The organism is Solirubrobacter soli DSM 22325 (assembly GCF_000423665.1).
Taxonomy (GTDB): domain Bacteria; phylum Actinomycetota; class Thermoleophilia; order Solirubrobacterales; family Solirubrobacteraceae; genus Solirubrobacter; species Solirubrobacter soli.
In genome coordinates, this window is the sequence record NZ_KE384070.1 from 334,254 (window position 1) to 353,328 (window position 19,075).

The 19,075-nt window shown below is 72.1% G+C and carries 17 protein-coding genes; 14 read left to right on the plus strand and 3 right to left on the minus strand.

What is annotated here, in order from left to right:
- Window positions 1–127 precede the first annotated feature (127 nt).
- On the plus strand, window positions 128–502 hold the full coding sequence (locus tag G569_RS53990; RefSeq protein ID WP_053227413.1) for a BlaI/MecI/CopY family transcriptional regulator: 375 nt from the start codon (window positions 128–130) through the stop codon (window positions 500–502).
- Between the two features lie 9 nt (window positions 503–511).
- Here the strand turns inward: G569_RS53990 and G569_RS0134495 are convergent, their stop codons facing one another.
- Window positions 512–1,969 (minus strand): MFS transporter, encoded by a 1,458-nt coding sequence (locus G569_RS0134495; protein WP_028066798.1) that lies wholly within the window; start codon window positions 1,967–1,969, stop codon window positions 512–514.
- Window positions 1,970–2,368: 399 nt separating this feature from the next.
- On the opposite strand from G569_RS0134495, the gene G569_RS0134500 reads away from it, so the two are divergent.
- The 13 genes from G569_RS0134500 to G569_RS0134565 all read left to right on the plus strand — a co-directional run bounded on the left by G569_RS0134500 (window position 2,369) and on the right by G569_RS0134565 (window position 18,155).
- Window positions 2,369–3,091 (plus strand): hypothetical protein, encoded by a 723-nt coding sequence (locus tag G569_RS0134500; protein ID WP_028066799.1) that lies wholly within the window; start codon window positions 2,369–2,371, stop codon window positions 3,089–3,091.
- A 748-nt stretch (window positions 3,092–3,839) separates the two neighbouring features.
- A complete protein-coding gene (locus G569_RS0134510) occupies window positions 3,840–4,715 on the plus strand; it encodes an LLM class flavin-dependent oxidoreductase (protein WP_028066801.1) in 876 nt (291 codons plus the stop codon).
- 331 nt (window positions 4,716–5,046) lie between these two features.
- Complete coding sequence (locus G569_RS53995) at window positions 5,047–7,917, plus strand: M14 family zinc carboxypeptidase (RefSeq protein WP_211233167.1); 2,871 nt, start codon at window positions 5,047–5,049, stop codon at window positions 7,915–7,917.
- 23 nt (window positions 7,918–7,940) lie between these two features.
- The gene (locus G569_RS0134520; RefSeq protein WP_028066802.1) at window positions 7,941–9,014 is read left to right on the plus strand and encodes an aminotransferase class V-fold PLP-dependent enzyme; all 1,074 of its coding nucleotides are present in this window, start codon (window positions 7,941–7,943) and stop codon (window positions 9,012–9,014) included.
- A gap of 48 nt (window positions 9,015–9,062) precedes the next feature.
- Window positions 9,063–9,206 carry a hypothetical protein gene (locus tag G569_RS63280; RefSeq protein ID WP_157592518.1) on the plus strand — a complete coding sequence of 48 codons (144 nt, stop codon included), beginning with the start codon at window positions 9,063–9,065 and terminating at the stop codon, window positions 9,204–9,206.
- A 52-nt stretch (window positions 9,207–9,258) separates the two neighbouring features.
- The gene (locus tag G569_RS0134530; protein ID WP_037501175.1) at window positions 9,259–10,191 is read left to right on the plus strand and encodes an MvdC/MvdD family ATP grasp protein; all 933 of its coding nucleotides are present in this window, start codon (window positions 9,259–9,261) and stop codon (window positions 10,189–10,191) included.
- Window positions 10,192–11,121, plus strand: a complete 930-nt coding sequence (locus G569_RS0134535) for a TIGR04500 family putative peptide maturation system protein (RefSeq protein ID WP_028066804.1) — start codon at window positions 10,192–10,194, stop codon at window positions 11,119–11,121. It begins immediately after the preceding gene.
- Window positions 11,122–11,255: 134 nt separating this feature from the next.
- Window positions 11,256–13,487, plus strand: coding sequence for a peptidase domain-containing ABC transporter (locus G569_RS54000; RefSeq protein WP_169542305.1), 2,232 nt, complete (start codon window positions 11,256–11,258; stop codon window positions 13,485–13,487).
- 193 nt (window positions 13,488–13,680) lie between these two features.
- Window positions 13,681–14,241 (plus strand): CGNR zinc finger domain-containing protein, encoded by a 561-nt coding sequence (locus G569_RS0134545; RefSeq protein ID WP_053227415.1) that lies wholly within the window; start codon window positions 13,681–13,683, stop codon window positions 14,239–14,241.
- A complete protein-coding gene (locus tag G569_RS54005; RefSeq protein ID WP_053227416.1) occupies window positions 14,238–15,314 on the plus strand; it encodes a branched-chain amino acid ABC transporter permease in 1,077 nt (358 codons plus the stop codon). The genes G569_RS0134545 and G569_RS54005 overlap by 4 nt, the downstream gene beginning before the upstream one ends.
- Window positions 15,232–16,227 (plus strand): Gfo/Idh/MocA family protein, encoded by a 996-nt coding sequence (locus tag G569_RS0134555; RefSeq protein ID WP_028066806.1) that lies wholly within the window; start codon window positions 15,232–15,234, stop codon window positions 16,225–16,227. Before G569_RS54005 ends, G569_RS0134555 begins: the two co-directional genes overlap by 83 nt.
- Before the next feature lie 263 nt (window positions 16,228–16,490).
- Window positions 16,491–16,889, plus strand: coding sequence for a BlaI/MecI/CopY family transcriptional regulator (locus G569_RS54010; protein ID WP_084286029.1), 399 nt, complete (start codon window positions 16,491–16,493; stop codon window positions 16,887–16,889).
- A gap of 48 nt (window positions 16,890–16,937) precedes the next feature.
- Window positions 16,938–18,155 carry a vanadium-dependent haloperoxidase gene (locus G569_RS0134565; protein WP_028066807.1) on the plus strand — a complete coding sequence of 406 codons (1,218 nt, stop codon included), beginning with the start codon at window positions 16,938–16,940 and terminating at the stop codon, window positions 18,153–18,155.
- Here G569_RS0134565 and G569_RS66575 read toward each other — a convergent pair.
- Together G569_RS66575 and G569_RS0134575 are read right to left on the minus strand one after the other, a co-directional pair.
- Window positions 18,128–18,436, minus strand: a complete 309-nt coding sequence (locus G569_RS66575) for an ATP-binding protein (protein WP_371683502.1) — start codon at window positions 18,434–18,436, stop codon at window positions 18,128–18,130. The two genes, G569_RS0134565 and G569_RS66575, sit on opposite strands and share 28 nt — an antisense overlap.
- 65 nt (window positions 18,437–18,501) lie before the next feature.
- A complete protein-coding gene (locus G569_RS0134575; protein ID WP_028066809.1) occupies window positions 18,502–19,017 on the minus strand; it encodes a hypothetical protein in 516 nt (171 codons plus the stop codon).
- Window positions 19,018–19,075 lie beyond the last annotated feature (58 nt).

A 19,075-nucleotide genomic window follows, 5' to 3' on the forward strand; every position in this document is an offset into this window, starting at 1 on the left:
AGGATGAGAACATCGGCGAAGGCGACGACATCACCGCCCGCAGACGCGGCGCAGACGCTTCGCTGACATAAAGGGGTCAGGCCCCTTTAGGTTCGACAGGGTGTAGGAGGTCCGGCATACTGCGCGAGTGGCCGATTCGCCGGTGATCGCGGGCGAGCTCCAAGGGCAGGTGATGGCGGCGCTGTGGCGCCTCAGTGCCGGCACGGTCGAACAGGTCCGGACCGAGCTTCCCGCCCGCTACCAGGGCGCCTACAACACGGTCCAGACCGTGCTCAACCGACTGGCGGAGCGCGGGCTGCTCGACCGGGCGCGCGAAGGCCGAGGGTACGTCTACACGCCGCGGATGAGCGAGGCCGAGTACCTGTCGGGCAGCATCCGGCGGACGTTGTCCGGGGCGTCGAGCGGCGCGCGCCAGGCGGCGCTGGCCAGTGTCATCGGCGGCCTGCGCCGCGAGGAGCGCGAGCAGCTCGACGAGCTGACCCGCGCCGCCTACGAGGCGTAGGGATCGCCCTCAGGCCATCGCCGGCTCTTCGACGGCGTGCGAGTTGGTGAGCGTCAGCGCGCCGAGGCCCGCGACCAGGCCGACGATCACCGCGAGCACGCCGTAGGTGATCCGCTCGCCGTGGAAGAACGAGGTCACGAGGTCGGCGCTCCAGGTGCCCGCGGGCAGCTTGGTCGTGACCAGCACCGCGATAAGTGTGCCGACGACGGCGGTGCCGATGCTCGTGCCGACCTCCTGCGCCGTGTCGTTGAGCGCGGCGCCGATGGAGGTGCGGTTGCTCGGCATCGCGTCGACGAGCGCGACGGCGCAGATCGTCATGACGGTGCGCAGGCCGATCGTCATCAGCACCATCGAGATCGCGATGGGGAGGTAGCCCTTGTCGACGCCCCACGAGAGGCCGGCCAGCGCGGCGGCGAGCGCTCCGGCGCCGATCAGGCAGGCGATGCGGTGGCCGTAGCGCTTCGCGAGCGTCTCGGACAGCGGCGTCGCGACGAGCATGGTGACGATGATCGGGAGGTTCGCGAGGCCCGCCTTCACCGGGCTCCAGCCGTAGGCGTACTGGAAGTGCAGGATCAGCCCGAACATCACGCTGGCCATGGCGATCGCGGTGCCGGCCTGCGCGATGGCGGCGCCGCGGACGGTGCCGTTCGAGAACAGCTTCAGATCGAGCATGGGCGACGCGGTGCGGCGCTCGTGGCGCACGAAGCCGACGCCCGCGGCCACGGCACCGAGCACCGAGGCGACCGTCGGCGCGGAGAGCCAGCCGTGCTCGACGCCGCTGGTCAGCGAGAAGCAGGCCAGGCCGATGGTCGCGACGCTCAGCACGGCGCCCGGCAGGTCGAGCCGATCGTGGGTCAGGTCCTCCGGCCGGTCGGCGGCGACGCCGAGTCGCACGCCGATGGCGGCGATCAGCGCGATCGGCGCGTTGACGAGCAGCAGCCACTCCCAGCGCACGTGAGCCAGCGCGGTGCCGCCGAGCAGCGGGCCGAGGATGAAGCCCGACATGCCGACGACGATCATCACCGTGATGGCGCGCATGCGCAGCGCCTTGTCGTCGAAGAGCCGGAAGACGAGCGAGTTGGTGATCGGCGCCATGGCCGCCGCGGAGATGCCCAGCGCGGCGCGCAGGGCGATCAACTCGCCGGTGGTGGTGACGAAGACGACGCACAGGCTCATGAGGCCGAACGCGGCGAGTCCGACCAGGAGTACGCGCCGGCGTCCTAGGCGATCGGCCACCGATCCAGCGGTGAGCAGCAGACCACCGAAGGTCAGCGCGTAGGCGCCCGTGACCCACTGCAGCGAGGTGGTGTCGCTGCCGAGGTCCCGGCCGATCGTCGGCAGCGCGATCGACAACAGCGTGTTGTCGACCATCTCGACGAAGAAGGCCAGGCAGAGCGCGGCGAGCGGGATCCACGCGGCGCGGAGCGACGTGTAGGTGTGCGAGCGGGTCGGGGCGGTGGTGGTCATGGGATCAGCTTCGGCAGCGCCGCTCGCAGCACGCTCACACGGCACTCGCACCGTCCTCGCAAGCGATATGTGCCCGCCTGGCCCGCGGTCGCTCACGGGATCCACGCGGTGCGCCGATGAGGGGCGCGTGACCGTGGATCTGAGGACGATCGCGCCACTGGTGCGTCAGTGGGTGGAGGTGCCTGGCGGGTGGGCCGGGCACCGGCCCGAGCCGTTGGCCGCCGAGCGCCTGTGGGCGCCTGGGGTGGACGCCACCGGTGTTGGGCGGTTCCCGCGCCGGCGGGCGGGCCTGGACGCCGAGGGGCGCGTGGTGCTGGTGGGTCCGCGCGACGTCCGCCTCGAGCGGTGGCTGACTCAGACGGGGATCCCTGGATGGGTCGATGTCGTCGAGCGCGCCTCGTGGCGATCGAGGAGTCGACCGGCTTCACGAGCCTCGACCCGGCGGCCTGGAGAGGGGACGACCCGATCGGCGGGCGGCTCGACGTCATCCACGACGACCTCGGCGTGCGGCTCGTGCGGCGCGCGGACAGCGGCCTCGATGTGTGGGAGCGACTCGATCGGCCGTGGCCCGACGCGCTGACGGGGTTCGCCGAGGCGCTGGCGCAGGCCTCGATCGACGGCGTGGCCGAGGACTGCCGCAAAGCCGGCGTCAAGGCCTCCGACGAGTTCTTCGCGCTCGCCGTCGTGCCCTACCCCGTCGCCGTCACGGAGCTGTGCCCACTGCTCTTCCTCGGGCGGGAACGAGACCGGCGGCGCCTGATCGACGACCCGGACGAGGATCTCGAGGAATACCTGTGGTGGCTCCAGCACTCGAGGGCCGACGGTGTCGTGGGCGGCGCGCACCCGCCGGAGGACGTCCAGCGGGCGGCCGTGCGCGCGTGCACGATGCACCACCTCGCCGACCCGCTCGAGACGCTCTGCCAGGCCGCCGTCCCGATCCTCGCCGAGTACGACTGGAGCGAGCTGTTCACGCCGACGCCCGATTTCGCGGTCTACGTCATCGGCGAGGACGTCAACGAGACCGACATCTACCGGTCGCTCCTCGCCGGCAACCCCGCCCACCGGCTCGCCGAACGCGCCGCGCGCTGGCGCGGCTCGCCCTACCCGCCTGAGGACCACTGAGCGCTCGTCAGCCGAGTAGAAGACGGAGCACGAGACCCGCCAGGCCGCCGAGCGCGACGTAGAGGACGAACCGGGCCACGGTCGATTCCGCGGGTCTCGCGGGTGGCGCCGAAGGCTCTCCGTGGGTGACCCTCGCCCGCGTCGCGAAGGCGACGGTTGCGATCAGGAGCGTCAAGCCGATCACGACCCACGGGACGATCGCCGAGTTCGCACCCTGATCGGAAGCTGTCGGTAGCGGACTCGAGGTGGCCGTTGCCGATGGGCTCGGGGTATGCGACGCGTCCGGGGTCGGCGTCGGCGTCGGGGGCGGGGTCGACGGGTTCCCGCGGGCGGACGTGACCAACAGCGTGAACGCGGCGCCGCCGAACCCTCCGAGCGGGGCCCAGATGTTCGGCGGCACGAGGAACGTCGCAGTCCGCTTCGACCACCCTGGCGGCGTCGCCGTCACCGAAGATCGCAACGTCTCGTTCCGGACGCGCGTGGCGACGACGACGTCGTGGGAGCGGAGGACGCGGGTTTGCTGCAGTTCTACGACATCGCCGTCGCGGAGCGTTCCGTGGGCATCACCCCGGAGTTCGACGTTGACGCCTTCACCGGACTCGAGTCGAAGCAGGAATGCCCATCGCTCAGGCGACTTTTGAAGCTCCTCGACCGTCCCTTTGGTCGACACGCCCTGACTCTAATCCTGTCGACGCGCATAGTGAAGTCGCCGCGACCGAGCTCACAGGCGTGTCGTAGCGTTGGGGCGGTGCGATTCTCCCTTTGGCCCAGCCTCGGCCACCCGCCGGGCGATGTGATCGAACTGGCCAGGCAGGCCGACGCCGCCGGTTGGCATGGTGTCTGGCTGGCGGACCACTACATGCCGGACACGGGCACGGTTCAGACCGCGGGCGGCGACCTGCACGAGGTCTGGGGCGTGCTGCCCGCCGTGGCGGCGGTGACCCGGCGGGCGCGGGTCGGGACGTTGGTCTCGCCGACGTCGATCCATCATCCGGCGCTGCTCGCCAACCGCGCGTCGACCGTCGACCACGTGTCGGATGGTCGGATGGTGCTCGGGATCGGCGCCGGGTGGCAGCTCAACGAGCATGCGGCCTACGGGTTCGACCTCACGTCGCGCGTCAGCCGGTTCGAGGAAGCCGTGCAGGTCGTCCGGGAACTGCTCACGAACGAGCGCACGACCTTTCGCGGTCGCTTCTATGAGGTCGTCGACGCCCCGTGCGATCCGAAGCCCGTCCAGCCGCGGCTCCCGATCCTGGTCGGTGCCAAGGGCCCGCGCATGCTGCGCATCACCGCCCGGCACGCCGACGAATGGAACGCCTGGGCCGACGCCGACACCGCCGGACCGCTGCGGCAACGGCTGGCCGAGGCGTGCGAGGACGTCGGGCGCGATCCGGCGACGATCCGCTCCAGTACGAACGCACTGATCTCCCTCGGCGCGGACCCGCCGCCCGGCCGGGTCAGCCTCACGGGCTCGGTCGACGAGGTCGTCGACCAGCTGGGCCGGATCGCCGACGCGGGCTACGACGAGTTCATCGTCCCCGACTGGAACCTGGGCGAGACGCTCGCCGAGCGCAGCGAGAACGTCGCCCGCATCAAGACGGAGATCGTCGACCAGCTCGTTTGACCTCGGAAGGTGAGCGCGCGCTACTGCTTGTGCTCGCGCCGCCGTTTGCGCTCCTCGCTCATGGCCGGGAAGTCCTCGAAGACGAGCGGGCCGACGGGGAGCGCGCGCGGCGGCGGGGCGCCGAGCCCTGCCGCTCTGCTTCGAGCTCGCCGACCGGATCGTGGTGCTCAACCGCGGGCGCGTGGCCGCCGACGTCGCCGCCGCGACGACCACGCAAGTGCTGTTGTCGCGTGGATCACGGGGCGTTGACGGATCTCCACACCCTAATTTCCTGTTACCCGATCAGAAAAGTTGACATTGGGCCGCGACGTGTGCCAAGGATGAGGACATCGTGAATTTCATCTTGGAGGTAACTGGCTCCGTGCCCTATTTGTCCAGGCGACTCGTACGGCTCGCGGCGTCCGCCGCGGTCGTCGGCGGGCTTGCAGCGCCGGTCGCGGCGTCCGCCGCCGGGTCGTTGACGCCGCCCACCGCTCTCACCCCGCAGGCCACGCTGGAGCAGGCCGCGGACGGCTTCCCGCAGAAGAACGTCCTCCCGATCTGGCCGGACAACCCAAACGACGCCTCCGCCAACGTCGGCGACATCCCGTATGACGAGATCGCGCCGAAGCTGAACGCGCTCCAGGCCGCGAGCGACCGCGTCTCCGCGCGCGTGGCGGGCAAGTCGTCCGGCGGCTACGACCTCTACGCCGTGGTCGTGACCGCGCCCGAGACGCCGGCGCAGTACGCCCAGCAGGAAGCGTGGAAGCAGCTGATCGAGGACGAGCCGGCCCGGGCGCGCACCGACGCCGACCTGCTCGCGGGCTACAAGACGCCGATCTTCGTCAACGGCAACATCCACGGCAACGAGAAGGAAGGCACCGACGCGATCATCCGCGTCATCGAGCAGTGGGCGACGAGCACCGACCCCGCCGTCGAGCAGCTGCTGCAGCGCAACCGGATCATCTTCAACGTCACGTCCAACCCGGACGGGCGCGTCGCGAACACCCGCGCGAACGCCGCGGGCTATGACCTCAACCGCGACCTGACCATCCGCTCGCAGCCCGAGGCGCGCCTGATCGCGGACCTGATCGTGCAGTACAAGCCGATCATCACGCTCGACCTGCACGGCTACGTCAACCCGACGCTGCTGCACCCGTCGACGCCGCCGCACAACGTCAACAACGAGTACGACCTCTACATCAAGCACGGCCTGCCGAACGCGCTCAACATCGAGCGTGGCATCGCCGCGCTCGGCTACTCGGACGTGACGCGCGCGCGGATCCCGTTCCGCGACGACGCACCGGGCGTGTGGGACGACTTCCCGCCGATCTACGTGCCGTCGTTCGCGATGCTCCAGAGCTCGATCCCGTACACGATCGAGGCGCCGTTCCAGCCCGGCAACGGCGCTGACCGCGTGCGCCGCGCCGACGTCGACACCGACGTCCACGAGGTCGCGATCAAGACCTCGCTCAAGTACATCCAGGACAACCGCAGCCAGGTCATCTTCGACCAGGCCGAGGTCTACCGCCGCGGCTGGGCGGGCGAGCCGTTGCGCGACATCCCGGTCGGCTACGTCGAGGGTTGGGGCGAGGAGGACAAGTACGGCACGACGTTCCCGCGCTCGTATGTGATCCCGGCCGGCACGGCCCAGCGCTCCGCTCCGGCGGTCAAGCGCCTCGTCGACCTGCTGATCGCGTCCGGCGGCCGCGTCACGCAGGCCAAGGCGGCGTTCACCGCCGGTGGGAAGTCGTACGCGGCCGGGTCGTACATCCTCGACATGCACCAGCCCAAGCGCGGCCTGGTCAACTCGCTGCTCGAGCCGGGCATCGATCTGACCGACCGCGTCGACGACCTGTACGCCGGCCCGGGTGGCTGGAGCCAGGCGCTGACGTGGGGCGCGACGGTCGACACGCTGTGGCAGGACCTGCCCGCCGTGCAGGCGGACCGGGTGTCCGCCGGCGAGTCGGTGCCGGTCGTCCCGGCGGGCACGGGCGACGTCGTCCTGGACCCGCAGGACCCCGAGGACGTGCTCGCGATCAACGCGATCCTCGGCCAGGGCACGAAGGTGACGCGCCTGGCCGACGGCTCGGTGCTGGTCCCGCGCGCCGCCGCGACCGCGCAGGCGACCGCCCGCGGGCTGACGCTCAAGACCGCGCCGGCCTCGTGGAGCGGCGCGACGATCGCGGACAAGGTCGTCGTCGCCTACAACGGCGGCTCGGAGGTGCGGGACACGCTGCTGGCGCTCGGCTTCGAGGGCCGCGCCGTGACCGCGACGACCTTGACCACGACGCTGACGTCCGACGTCGACGTGCTGCTCGTCGGCGCGACGCTGAACCCGTCGACGCTCAACGCGGCGAACAAGGCCGCGCTCGACGCGTTCCTCGCCCGCGGCGGCGGCGTCGTCGGCCTCGGCACGGCGGGCTCGGCCTTCACCACCAACGGCGGCCTGCTGACCGCGACCGGCACGGCGGCGGTCTCGCTCGCCAGCGGTGTCGCGAACGTCGTCAATGCCGGCGGTCCGGTCTCCAACGGCGCGCAGTCGACGGCGTTCATCTTCCAGCCCGCCTGGTACACGAACCTGGGGTCGAACGCGGTCGTCGAGCAGTCGTTCGCCGCCGATCCGCTGTTGTCCGGTTGGTGGCGGCCGAACGCGACCAACACCAACGGTCAGGCGCAGGCCGCGGGTAAGGCGACGATCGTCCGCGCGCTGAGCGCGAGCGGGCAGAACGGTGTCGTCCTGCTCGGCACCAACATCGTCACCCGCCTGCACTCCAAGGGCACGCAGCCGCAGCTCGGCCGCGCGCTGCTGTGGGCGTCTGCCCCGAACGCGAACCTGACCTCGGTCGAGGGGAGCGCCGGCGGCACGGTGCCGGCGACGCTCGCGCTGACCCTCGGCGCTCCGGCGACGTTCGGCGCGTTCACGCCGGGCGTGGCGAAGACGTACGACGCGTCGACCACCGCCACCGTGATCTCCACGGCCGGCGACGCGGCGCTGACGGTCTCGGACCCGAGCACCGTCGCCCCGGGCCGCCTCGTCAATGGCACGTTCTCCCTGCCGCAGCCGCTGCAGGGCCTGGGCGTCGTCAAGACGTGGTCCGCGCCGACCTCCAACGAGGTCGTGACGGTGCCGTTCAAGCAGGCGATCGCCGCGGGCGACGCGCTGCGTACCGGCACGTACTCGAAGACGCTGACCTTCACGCTCTCGACGACGACGCCGTAACCGGTGGGTACCGTGGCGCCCGGATGTTTCTTCTGGATCCGGGCGTCACGTACCTGAACCACGGCGCGTTCGGCGCGTGCCCGGAACCCGTGATGCGGGTCTTCCAGGATTGGCAGCGCGAGCTCGAACGGCAGCCCGCCGAGTTCCTCGTGCGGCGGGCGCCGGAGCTCTTGCGTGAAGCGGCCGCGGCGCTGGCGGCGTACGTCGGCGCCGAGGCCGTCGCGCTGATCCCGAACGCGACGGTCGCGATGAACATGGTCGCGCGCTCGCTGCCGCTGCGGGCGGGCGACGTCGTGCTCACGACCGACCACGAGTACGGCGCGGTCGACCGGCTGTGGGAGTTGGTCTGCGAACGCACCGGGGCCGAGCTGAGACGCTGCGACGTCGGGTTTCCGGTGGCGGGCGACGCCGCGGTCCTCGCCGCGGTCGAGAGCGGCCTCGACGAGCGGGTGCGGGTGGTCTCGATCAGCCACATCACCTCGCCGACCGGGCTCGTGTTCCCGGTGGCCGAGGTGTGCGCGCTGGCGCGCTCGGTGGGCGCGTTGAGCGTCGTCGACGGCGCACATGGACCCGGGCAGGTCGAACTCTCACTGTCGACCTTAGGGTGCGACTTCTACGCCGGCAACTGCCACAAGTGGCTCTGCGCGCCGAAGGTCGCGGGCTTCCTCTACACGCGTCCGGGGGTCGAGGCGACGATCGATCCGCTGGTCGTCAGCTGGGGCTGGGACGAGCCGGCGCTCGCCGAGCGCGTGGCGTGGCCGGGGACGTCGGAGCTGTCGGCGTATCTGAGCGTCCCGGCGGCGATCGACTTCGTCACCGCGGGCGATTGGCGCGAGCGCTGCGTCCGCCTTGCCGCGGACCTCCATGCGCGCCTGCCGGCGCCGGCCGGCGACGTCTCGCTGGTCCGCCAGATGGTCGCGGCCGAGGTTCCCCCGCACGTGACGGAAGAGCAGTTCCGCGCACGCGGGATCGAGGTTCCGGTCGGCGTCTGGCGTGGGCGCAACCTCCTGCGCGTGTCCGTGGCGCCGTACACGTCTCATGAGGATCTGGAGCGGCTTCTCAGCGTGATGTATCAGCTCTCGGGTCCACCGCTCTAACCCGGCGTGCGTTCCGACTGGCGGGACGCCCGACCGAAGGAGTACACCATGGACAAGCGACTCGAGATCGAGGACCTCAAGCCGGGCGCCGAGCTCGACGACGAGCAGCTGCGCGCGGTCGTCGGCGCTCTGATGCCGCGTCAGGCGGTCGCCAGCACGTGCCACATCTCGGGCGGCGTCGACTGCGACTGAGCCGTTCCGAGAGCCGGGGCCAGGACGGCCCCGGCTCATGGAGGGTGTTCCGATGATCCTCATCGTCACCAGCGACGACGACACCCACGCGGACCGCGTGGAGGCCGCGCTGCGCTCGCGCGGCGCTGAGGTCGCGCGGTTCGACCCGGCGTGGTTCCCGCGCGAGGCGACGCTCGCGCTCGCGGTCGGGGGCGGAGACGTCGGCGGGACGCTGGCGTTTCGCGACGAGGTCGTCGAGCTCGATCGGGTGCGCACGGTCTGGCGCCGGCGCCCGGGGCACCCGGACGGGACCGAGTTCGTCCAGCGCGAGTCGGCGGCGGTGCTCGCCGACCTCTGGGAGCTGCTGCCGGTGCGCCACGTGCCCGGCACTCCGGACGCGATCGCGCACGCGTCGCACAAGGCGCGCCAGCTGCTCCTCGCCGCGCAGCTCGGGTTCGAGCTTCCGCGGACGCTCGTCACCAACGATCCCGACGCCTTCCTGGACTTCTACGCGCCGGGCACGATCACCAAGCGGGCCGCGCCGAGCCAGCGGCTGACCACCGCCGACGGCGACGAGGCCCTGGTGCGCTACACCGAGCCCGTCCGGCCGCGCGACCTCGTGCACGTCGAGGACCTGCGCCTGTGCCCGGTGCTCGTCCAGCCCTACGTGGAGAAGCGGCTCGAGCTGCGCGTCACGGTGGTCGGCGAGCGCGTCTTCGCCGCCGCGATCCACTCGCAGGCGTCCAACCACACGCGCCTGGACTGGCGCCGCTACGACGACGCCCGCACCCCGATCACGCCGTTCGCCCTGCCGGGCGAGCTCGCGGACCGCTGCCGCGCGCTCGTGCGCGCGCTCGGCCTCTGCTACGGCGCGATCGACCTCGTCCTGACCCCGGACGACCGCTTCGTCTTCCTCGAGATCAACCCGAACGGCCAGTACCTCTGGATCGAGCTCGCCACCGGCCTGCCGATCGGCGCCGCCGTCGCAGACCTGCTGGAGGCATGAATGTTGACGACCACCGACACCGGGCTGCTCGACGCGGCGGCCGAGCTGCTGAGCGCCGGCGACCCCCACGACGCCCTCACGCGGCTGCGTGCGCGCCATCCGGACCATCGCCTGCACCTGCTCGCAGACGTCGAGGCGTACGACGGCTCGATCCAGCACGCGCTGCTGATCCGGCGGCCCGACGGCGTGACGCTGTCGCTCTCCGCCGCCGCCGGGCCAGGCCTGCCGTGGGCGCTGCGCGGGGCCGCGCGGGCGCGCGAGTTCGACCTGCTCGCCGTCAACGGCGTGCGTGTGGCGGTCGCCGACGCGCTGGCCACGGTCGACGCGTTGTTCGACGACCCCGAGCTGTTGCGCTGCTTGATCGACGCGTGCCTGATCGGGCAGGCGGTCGAGGAGCGGGAGATCACGGTCTCCGACGAGCTGCTGCAGGAGACCGCCGACGCCTTCCGGCGCGCCAAGGGCCTGCACACGGCGGAGGCGACCCGTCAGTGGCTCGCGGAACGCTCGCTGACCCCGGGCCGCTTCGCCGAGCTGATCGACGACCTCGCCCGGACCCGCGCGCTGAGGGCGCTGATCGCGGGCGATGCGGTGGGCGAGTGGTTCGCGTCGCATGGTCATGAGCTCGACGTGGTCACGGTGGCCTACGCCGATGTGGACGATCCGGCGCTGCTGGCGTCGGATCCGCTCGCGGCGATCGTGGCCGCCCACCGCGCGGGCCGCGCGGGCGGCGTGCGCAAAGGCCGGGCGGGCAACCTGCAGCTCGAGGGCCACACGATCGTCCTCGACCGCCGCCCGGCGGTGCTGGACGCGAAGACCCGTGACACGATCGAACGCCGCCTGTTCGACGCATGGCTGGCCGAGCAGCGCCGGACCGCCCACGTCGAGTGGTTCTGGGGCGACGACGCCCGCACGCGGCGGGCCGCGGCGTGAAGCGCGGCGGCGTGGGCGCGGCGCGAGGCGCCGCGGGCGCGGCGCGCGGTGGCGCGGGCGCGACGCGCGGTGGCGCCGGCCTGGCGCGTGGCGCCGCGTCTCGTGGCCGACGGCTCCCGCGGGTGCTGCGGCGCGTGCCGGTCGTTCTGCAGGCGACCGTGAGCGACTGCGGGCCGGCGTGTCTGGCGATGGTGCTCGCGCACCACGGGCGCGGGGTGCCGCTCGACGTGTTGCGCGACGAGCTCGGCGTCGGCCGCGACGGGCTCAACGCGCTCGAGCTGCGCGACGGCGCCGTGCGCTACGGGCTGCGCTGCCGCGGGCTGCGCGCCGACATCGACACCGCGCGGACCCTTCCCACGCCCTTCGTGGTGCACTGGGAGGGCCGTCACTTCGTCGTCGTCGAGCGCGTGCGGCGCGACGCCGTCGACCTGATCGATCCGACCCTCGGCCGCCGCCGCGTCCCGCTCGCGACCTTCGAGGCCGCCTTCGCGGGGGTCGTGTTGACGTTCGAGCCTGACGAGTCGCGCGCCCGGGCGGTGGCCGCGGGCGAAGACGGCGCGCGGCGCGACGGCGCGCCCGAGCGCGCGCGGCCCGCATCGTGGCGCCCGGGCACGCAGTCCTGGCACGCCGTGCTCGGGCCCGCGCTCCACGTCCCGCGCCGCGTGGTCGCGACGCTCGCCGCGACATCCGCGGCTCTCTTGCTCGCCGGCCTCGCGGTTCCGCTCGCCACGGCGGCGATCGTCAACCGCCTCGTCGCGGGCGAGGCGCTCGACAACGGTCAGGCACTCGCCGCGGTCGCCACGCTCGCGCTCGCGGTCGGCGCGCTGTCGTTCGCGCGCGGTGTCGCCGCGGCGAAGCTCCAGCAGCACGTCGGACGGGAGCTGACGGGCGGTCTCGTCGAGCGGTTGCTCGGGGCGCCGCTGGCGTTCGTCGAGCGGCGCGGCGCGGGTGAGGTGACGGCGCGGCTGAGCGCGACGGACGTCGTCCGCGACGCGCTCGCCACGCAGCTCGTCGGCGCGGTGCTCGACACGCTCGTCGCGCTCAGCTACGTCGCGATCCTGATCGTCGCGAGCCCCGCGCTCGGCCTCACGACCCTCGCGCTCGGCGCGACCCAACTGACGATCCTCGCCGCGCTCGCCCTGCGCGGCCGCCGCCTGCGGCGCGAGGAGCTGCTCGCGCAGGTGCGCGTCCAGGGCTGGCTCTACGGCGTCGTGACCGGGCTCGGGTGGGTGAAGGCGGCGGGCGCCGAGCCGGTCATGTACGGCCGCTGGCAACACCTGCACGAGCGGCGGCTCGCCGCGCTCGGCCGCACCGCCCGCACCGGTGCCCTCGCCGAGGCGGTCACCGGTGCCCTGCGGCTCGCGGGTCCGCTCGTCGTCCTGCTCGCGGCGGCGGCGCTCGCCGACGGCACGGGAAGGATCGTCGGCCTCGCCGCCCTCGCCACCGCGGCGTTGCTGCCGATGGGCGCGCTCGCCGGCCACCTGCAGGCCTTCCACGAGATCGGCTCGGTCGTCGAGCACCTCGGCGACCTCGCGTCCGCGCCGGCCGAGCAGCCGGACCGCAAGCCGCCGGCGCCGAAGCTCCGCGGCGCGCTCACCACACGCGACCTCGGCTTCCGCCACACCCACCGCAGCCCGTTCGCGATCCGTCACGTCGACATCGATCTCCCGCCCGGCGGCAAGCTCGGCGTCGTCGGACCCTCGGGTTCCGGCAAGAGCACGCTGGTGAAGCTGCTCTCCGGCCTGTACGCGCCGAGCGAGGGCGAGGTGCGCATCGACGGCCACGACCTGCGCGAGCTCGATCTCCGGTCGGTGCGCTCGCGGCTCGGCGTCGTGCTCCAGGACCCGTTCCTGCTGTCGGGGACCGTGGCGGAGAACATCGCGCTCCGGCGCCCCGACGCGCCGCGGCACGAGATCGTCGCCGCCGCCCGCCTCGCCGCGGTGCACGACGACATCGCCGCTTTCCCCCTCGGTTACGACACCAATCTGGCCAACGGCGGCGCGGAGCTCTCCGGCGGCCAGGCACAGCGCATCGCGCTCGCCCGCGCCCTGCTCGACCGCCCGAGCGTGCTGATCCTCGACGAGGCGACGTCGCACCTGGACACCGCCACCGAGGCGCGGATCGAGCGCAACCTGCGCGCGCTCGGGATCACACGGATCGTGATCGCCCACCGCCTCTCGACGATCAGCGACGCCGACCAGATCCTCGTCATCGAGGACGGGCGCGTCGCGGCGACCGTCTCAGGCGCGCATCGCGAGCCCGGCGACATAGATGTCGAGCAGGAGCTCGAAGCGCTCCTCGGGGTCCGACGCCGCGATGTGATCGGCGTGCTCGACGACGTGCGGGAACCGGTCGGCCGGCAGTGACGCGAGGTACGTGCGCGCCATGTCCGCTGACGACCGAGAACACCGGGTGGTGCCCGGCGACGGCGAGCGCGGGGGAGAGCCGCCGGCGCGAGGATCGCGAGCACGCGGCCGGCGTACCGCAGCGCGTTCGGCGTCCTGAATCTCACGTACGCACCTAGCAACTGACCGGCATTCTGCTTATGCTGGTCAGCGGATGGAGGACTGCGAGAAGCGGCTGATCGGCGAGGAGCTCGAGCCGGGCGGCCGGCCCAAGGCGCCGGGGCGGCTCGAGCTGCTGCAGCGGTTCGTCAACACCCACAACCACGAGTTCCCCGACGACTGGGACCGGCTCGGAACGCCTGAGAAGGCCACGGAGTGGCTGCGCGCGAAGGGGTTGATCGGACCTCGCGAGACGGTCTCGGATGTCGAGCGGCTGCGCGTGTTGCGCGAGGCGATCCGCGCGCTGCTCGTCGACCCGCAGCCGGACGCCTTCGCCGCCCTCTCCGGGCGTGCCCAGCTCAAGGTCGTCGTCGACGCCGAGGGCCGGACGGCGCTGGCGCCGGTGCGCCGCGGGGTAGACGGCGCGGTCGCGACGCTGCTCGGCATCCTCCACGAGGCCCAGCTCGCCGGCGACTGGTCGCGGATGAAGGCCTGTCGCCAATGCGAGTACGCGTTCTACGACCGCTCCAAGAACCGCTCGGCCGCGTGGTGCTCGATGTCGATCTGCGGCAACCGCACCAAGAACCGCACCTACTACCGGCGCCATAAGGCATGAAGCGCGCGGTCCTGGCGCTCGCCGCGGCCGCGGTCCTCCCGCTCTTCCTCAACCCCGGCGGGGACACGCTGAACAACCTCGTGCTGGCCGCGGCCTACACGGTCATGGCGCTCGGGCTGAACGTCGTCGTGGGCTTCGCCGGGCTGCTCGACCTCGGCTACGTCGCGTTCTTCGCGATCGGCGCGCACGTCGCCGCGTACTTCGGGTCCGAGTTCCGCGGCATCCACCTGAACTTCCTGCTGATCGCCGCCCTGGCGATCGCGATCACCGCGCTCGCGGGCGTCCTGATCGGCCTCCCCACGCTTCGCCTGCGCGGCGACTACATCGGCATCGTCACGCTCGCGTTCGGCGAGATCATCGGCGAGATCGCGGCCAACGGCCGCGACATCCACCTGTTCGGCGGCACGCTCACGGGCGGCCCGAACGGCATGTCGGCGATCGACAAGATCGACCTCCCGTTCCTCGGACCGTTCTCCGCGCTGGACCTGCGGCCCTGGTACTGGTTCGCGCTCGGCCTGGTCGCGCTGACGCTGGTCGTCAACTTCAGGCTGCGCGACTCCCGGCTCGGGCGGGCATGGATCGCGATGCGCGACGACGAGGCCGCCGCCGTCTGCGCGGGCGTGCCGATGGTGCGCACCAAGCTCGCCGCCTACGGCGTCGGCGCCTCGCTCGGCGGCCTCTCCGGCGCGTTCTTCGCCTCCTACCTGGGCACGGTCAGCCCGACCCAGTTCACGTTCTCGTTCTCGATCTTCATCCTCGCGATGGTCGTGCTCGGCGGGATGGGGTCGATCTGGGGCGTCGTCCTCGGCTCGATCGTCCTGTCGGCGATCAACACCTACCTGCTGCCGAAGGTCCTGTACGACCTGCCGAGCATGGTCGGGTTCGACTTCAACCTCTCGCTCATCGCCTCCGGCATCTACGGGTTCCTGCTGGTGCTGATGATGCTGCTGCGGCCGCAGGGCATCGTGCCCGAGGTGCGACGATCCGGACATGACGTCCACGCGCATCGGGCTCGTCGGCTACGGCTTCGGCGGGCGGATCTTCCACGCGCCGCTGCTGGCCGCGGCGGATAGGGTCGACTTCGCGGGCGTGGTGACCCGCTCCCCGGATCGCCGTGCCGAGCTCGCGCGCGACCACCCCGGCGTGGCGGCCTTCGACGACCTCGCAGCGCTCGCCGCCGCGGGCGCCGAGGCGGTCGCGATCTCCACCCCCGCGCCGACCCACATCCCGCTCGCGCTGGAGGCGATCGCGCTCGGCCTGGCGGTCGTGGTCGACAAGCCGTTCGCGCTCGACGCCGCCCAGGCACTGACCGCGGTCGAGGCCGCCGAGGCGGCGGGTGTCGCGTTGAGCGTCTACCAGAACCGCCGCTGGGACTCCGACCTCTTGACGATCCGGCGACTGCTGGAGCGCGGTGCGTTGGGCGAGGTGACCCTGTTCGAGTCGGCGTTCGAGCGCTTCTCGCCCGACCCGGTCCCCGCCGCCGGCGGCGGCATCCTGCTCGACTTCGGCAGCCACCTGATCGACCAGGCGCTCCTGCTCTTCGGCCCGGTCGCCACGGTCTACGCCGACGGTCCCCTCGACGAGCGCTTCTTCGCGGTGCTCGAGCATCGCGGAGGAATGACGTCGCACGTCTCGGGCGACTGGCGCCAGGGCGCACCCGCGCCGCGGTTCCGAGTCCGGGGGAGCTCGGGTTCATACACCGTCGAGGGCATGGACGGCCAGGAGGACGCGCTGATCGCGGGCCGCCACCCGGACGCGGAGTGGGGGAGCGAGCCGCCCGAGCGGTGGGGCGTGCTGCGGCGAGGCGGCGCGGCCGGGCCGGTCGAGAGCGAACGCGGCCGCTGGGACACCTACTACCCGGCGTTCGCGGCGGCGGTCCGCGGCGAGGGCCCGGTCCCGGTCGACCCGCGCGACGCGGTCGCGAGCTTGGGCGTGATCGACGCGATCCGGATCAGTGCGACGGAGCGCCGCGCGGTCTCGTTGTAGTAGCGCCTGGCATCGGTGGGCGGCGTGGCGTTTGGGTGCCGTGCCGGTATTCGGTTGACGGCCTAGCACTGGCGCGTTGGTGGGGGTGGGCGACGTGAGGGTCCTGTGCGGACCTCCATGTCGCCCACCTCCCTCGGAGTGCAGACGGACGTTCCTCAGACCGATCACGGCAGCCGAGAGCGGATAGGGGTGTCCAGTACCACGAGCTGTAGTGCTTGCCGTTGACCAGGCCGGCGCACCACGCCCCTACTACGCTCTGTCGTATGCCACCGACACCCCCGCCACCCGCCGTCCATGGGGCCGAGGCCGAGGCGATGGAGGTCCTGTGGGACCTCGGCGAGGCGCCGGTGCGGGCGGTGATGGACGCGCTCAACGACAAAGCTGAGGCGCCGCGGGCGTACACGACGTACATGACGATGCTCGGCCGGCTGCACAACAAGGGGTTGTTGACGCGGCGGCGGGAGGAGAAGACGGACTACTACCGCCCGGTGCACACGCGGGAGGAGTACGCGGACCTCAGGGCTCAGGTGGAGGTCGCGGCGGTGATCGACGCGTTCGGGGACGTCGCGCTGGGGCACTTCGCGCGTCAGATGGCCGACCTCGATCCCGAGCGGCGGGCAGCGTTGGAGCAACTCGCGCGCGGAATCAACGACAGCGTGTAGTATTACTGCCTGTAGTAGACGTTTCCTCCCCAGGAAAGGCAGCCCGACGTGAGACACACTCTTGCGACGCTCGGCGTCGCGGCGCTGACGTGCGCCGCGTTGGCCTCCGTGCCGACCGCGAGCCCCGCGGCCACGCGGACGCAGACGACCAGCGACCCCGTGATCGACTGGAACCGGTTCCTGCTCGGTGTGCAGGCGACGCCCGGCCAGCAGCCGGCGACGGTGCAGCCGACCTATGAGCTGGCGGTGATGCACAAGGCGATCTACGACGCCGTCGTCTCGATCGGCCGCGGCGGTGCGTCGATCCCGGCCGCGGTCGACGCCGCCGCCCACGACACGCTCGTCGTCCTCTATCCGAGCCTGAAGGCGTCGATCGACCAGCAGTACACGACCTCGCTCAACCAGGTCCCGAACGGCATCCGCCGCGGGCTCGGCGTCAAGGTGGGCCAGCTGGCCGCGGCGCGGCTCCTACGCGAACGCGCGAACGATGGCTCGACCGCCGCGCCGCTGCCGTTCACGCCCGGCACGCAGCCCGGCGACTACCAGTTGACGCCGCCCGCGTTCGCCCCGCCCGCCTTCACCCACTGGTCCGCGGTGCGGCCGTTCGTCCTGCGCCGCGCGAACCAGTTCCGCCCGCCCGCCCCGCCCGCCCTGACGAGCGCCAAGTACGCCGCGGCGATCGACGAGGTGAAGGCGCTCGGAGTCGCGGCGGGCTCGACCCGCACGCCCGATCAGACGCAGATCGGCCAGTTCTGGAACCCGCCGATCTGGGCGACGTGGAACCGCATCGCGCAGACCGCGGCACTCGGCCACCACGGCACCATCTCGGAGAACGCGCGCACGTTCGCCGCGCTGAACCTCACGTTCGCCGACACCGTGATCGCCTTCTATGACGCGAAGTACACCTATCGCTTCTGGCGTCCGGTGACCGCCATCCGCGCGACCACGGACCCGGCTTGGACGCCGCTGTCGAACACCGCGCCCGATCCGTCCTACCCCGGCGCGCACGGCGCGATCTCGGCCGCCGGCGCCGACGTCCTCTCCGCGCTCTACGGCAACGACTTCGACTTCACGGTCGACTCGACCGCGCTGCCCGGGGTCCTGCGCGGGTTCGTGAGCTTCACCGAGGCCGCGGAGGAGGCGAGCGTCAGCCGCATCTACAACGGCAACCACACGCGGATCGATCAGGTCGCGGGCGAGAACCTCGGGCACAACGTCGCCCGTTTCGTCCTACGCAGTCAGGCGTTGCGCGAGCTGGGTACGTGAGTTGATGACGATTGCCCGGGCGCGCGAGCCGGCGCAACTCGTCGCCGGTCAGCGGCGCCAGCCGCAGGGGTTCGCCGGAGGACGCCGAACCCCATGCCGGTCTCGGCGCGTTCGCCGCTCGCGCGCAGCACCACCAGTTCAGGGTGCTGGGCGAGGAAGTGTCGGACGAGCGCGGTCTTGCCGACGCCCGCGGCGCCCTCGACCAGGACGAGCCGCGGCGCGGCGTTCAACCGCTCGAGCTCGCCGTCACGCCCGGCGAAACGTGACCGCTTCGCGAACATCCGCGGCCGCCGACGCCAACCGAACGCGGCGGCGATTGCATCAGGTTCGATCACGTTCGACCAAGTCAGGGCGAGGCGTCGTCGAGCACGGCGTAGGCGAGCAGCGCGCGGCCGATCGCGCCCGATAGATACTCCGGTACGCCGAGCCGGTCGCGCGGTAGGGCGACGACGACCTCCCCGACGAGGCGCATGATGTCGTCGAACAGCGTGATGTCCGGTCCCTCGTCCTCATCTCCGAGCGTCCAGGCGCACGTCACGGCGGACTCGCGCCACGCCTCCACGTCGTAGCCGTTGTCGCGGCCGTGGGCGGCCAGCGCCCGGTCCAGCAGCCGGACGACGATGGCGGCGTCGCGCGTGAGCGCGTGCCCTCCAGTGACGCATCCGCCGCCCACCGCCGCGGCGGTAAGCCGGCAGCCGGCGCGCAGCAGGACGACGAGGCTCGCCGCCACGAGCTCGTCGGAGGCGGCGACGCGCTCCTCGGCGAGTGCGACGACCTCGCCGCAGCCCGCGGCGGTCGCGTGGTGGTACTGCGCCTCCCAGAAGTCGTAGCCGACCTCGGCGAGGCGATGCTCAGCGCTCACGTCTTGATCATGAGGAGCCCCTCTCCACTCGTTGTCGGTGCCGCGACCCCTGCGCCGC

Excerpts from the sequence above, each read along its gene's own strand:
- G569_RS66575 (WP_371683502.1), bottom strand. The coding sequence starts at position 18,436 with ATGTTCGCGAAGCGGTCACGTTTCGCCGGGCGTGACGGCGAGCTCGAG.
- G569_RS0134495 (WP_028066798.1), bottom strand. The coding sequence starts at position 1,969 with ATGACCACCACCGCCCCGACCCGCTCGCACACCTACACGTCGCTCCGC.
- G569_RS63280 (WP_157592518.1), top strand. The coding sequence starts at position 9,063 with ATGGACAAGCGACTCGAGATCGAGGACCTCAAGCCGGGCGCCGAGCTC.
- G569_RS54010 (WP_084286029.1), top strand. The coding sequence starts at position 16,491 with ATGCCACCGACACCCCCGCCACCCGCCGTCCATGGGGCCGAGGCCGAG.
- G569_RS0134555 (WP_028066806.1), top strand. The coding sequence starts at position 15,232 with ATGACGTCCACGCGCATCGGGCTCGTCGGCTACGGCTTCGGCGGGCGG.
- G569_RS0134535 (WP_028066804.1), top strand. The coding sequence starts at position 10,192 with ATGTTGACGACCACCGACACCGGGCTGCTCGACGCGGCGGCCGAGCTG.
- G569_RS0134545 (WP_053227415.1), top strand. The coding sequence starts at position 13,681 with ATGGAGGACTGCGAGAAGCGGCTGATCGGCGAGGAGCTCGAGCCGGGC.
- G569_RS0134520 (WP_028066802.1), top strand. The coding sequence starts at position 7,941 with ATGTTTCTTCTGGATCCGGGCGTCACGTACCTGAACCACGGCGCGTTC.
- G569_RS0134530 (WP_037501175.1), top strand. The coding sequence starts at position 9,259 with ATGATCCTCATCGTCACCAGCGACGACGACACCCACGCGGACCGCGTG.
- G569_RS54005 (WP_053227416.1), top strand. The coding sequence starts at position 14,238 with ATGAAGCGCGCGGTCCTGGCGCTCGCCGCGGCCGCGGTCCTCCCGCTC.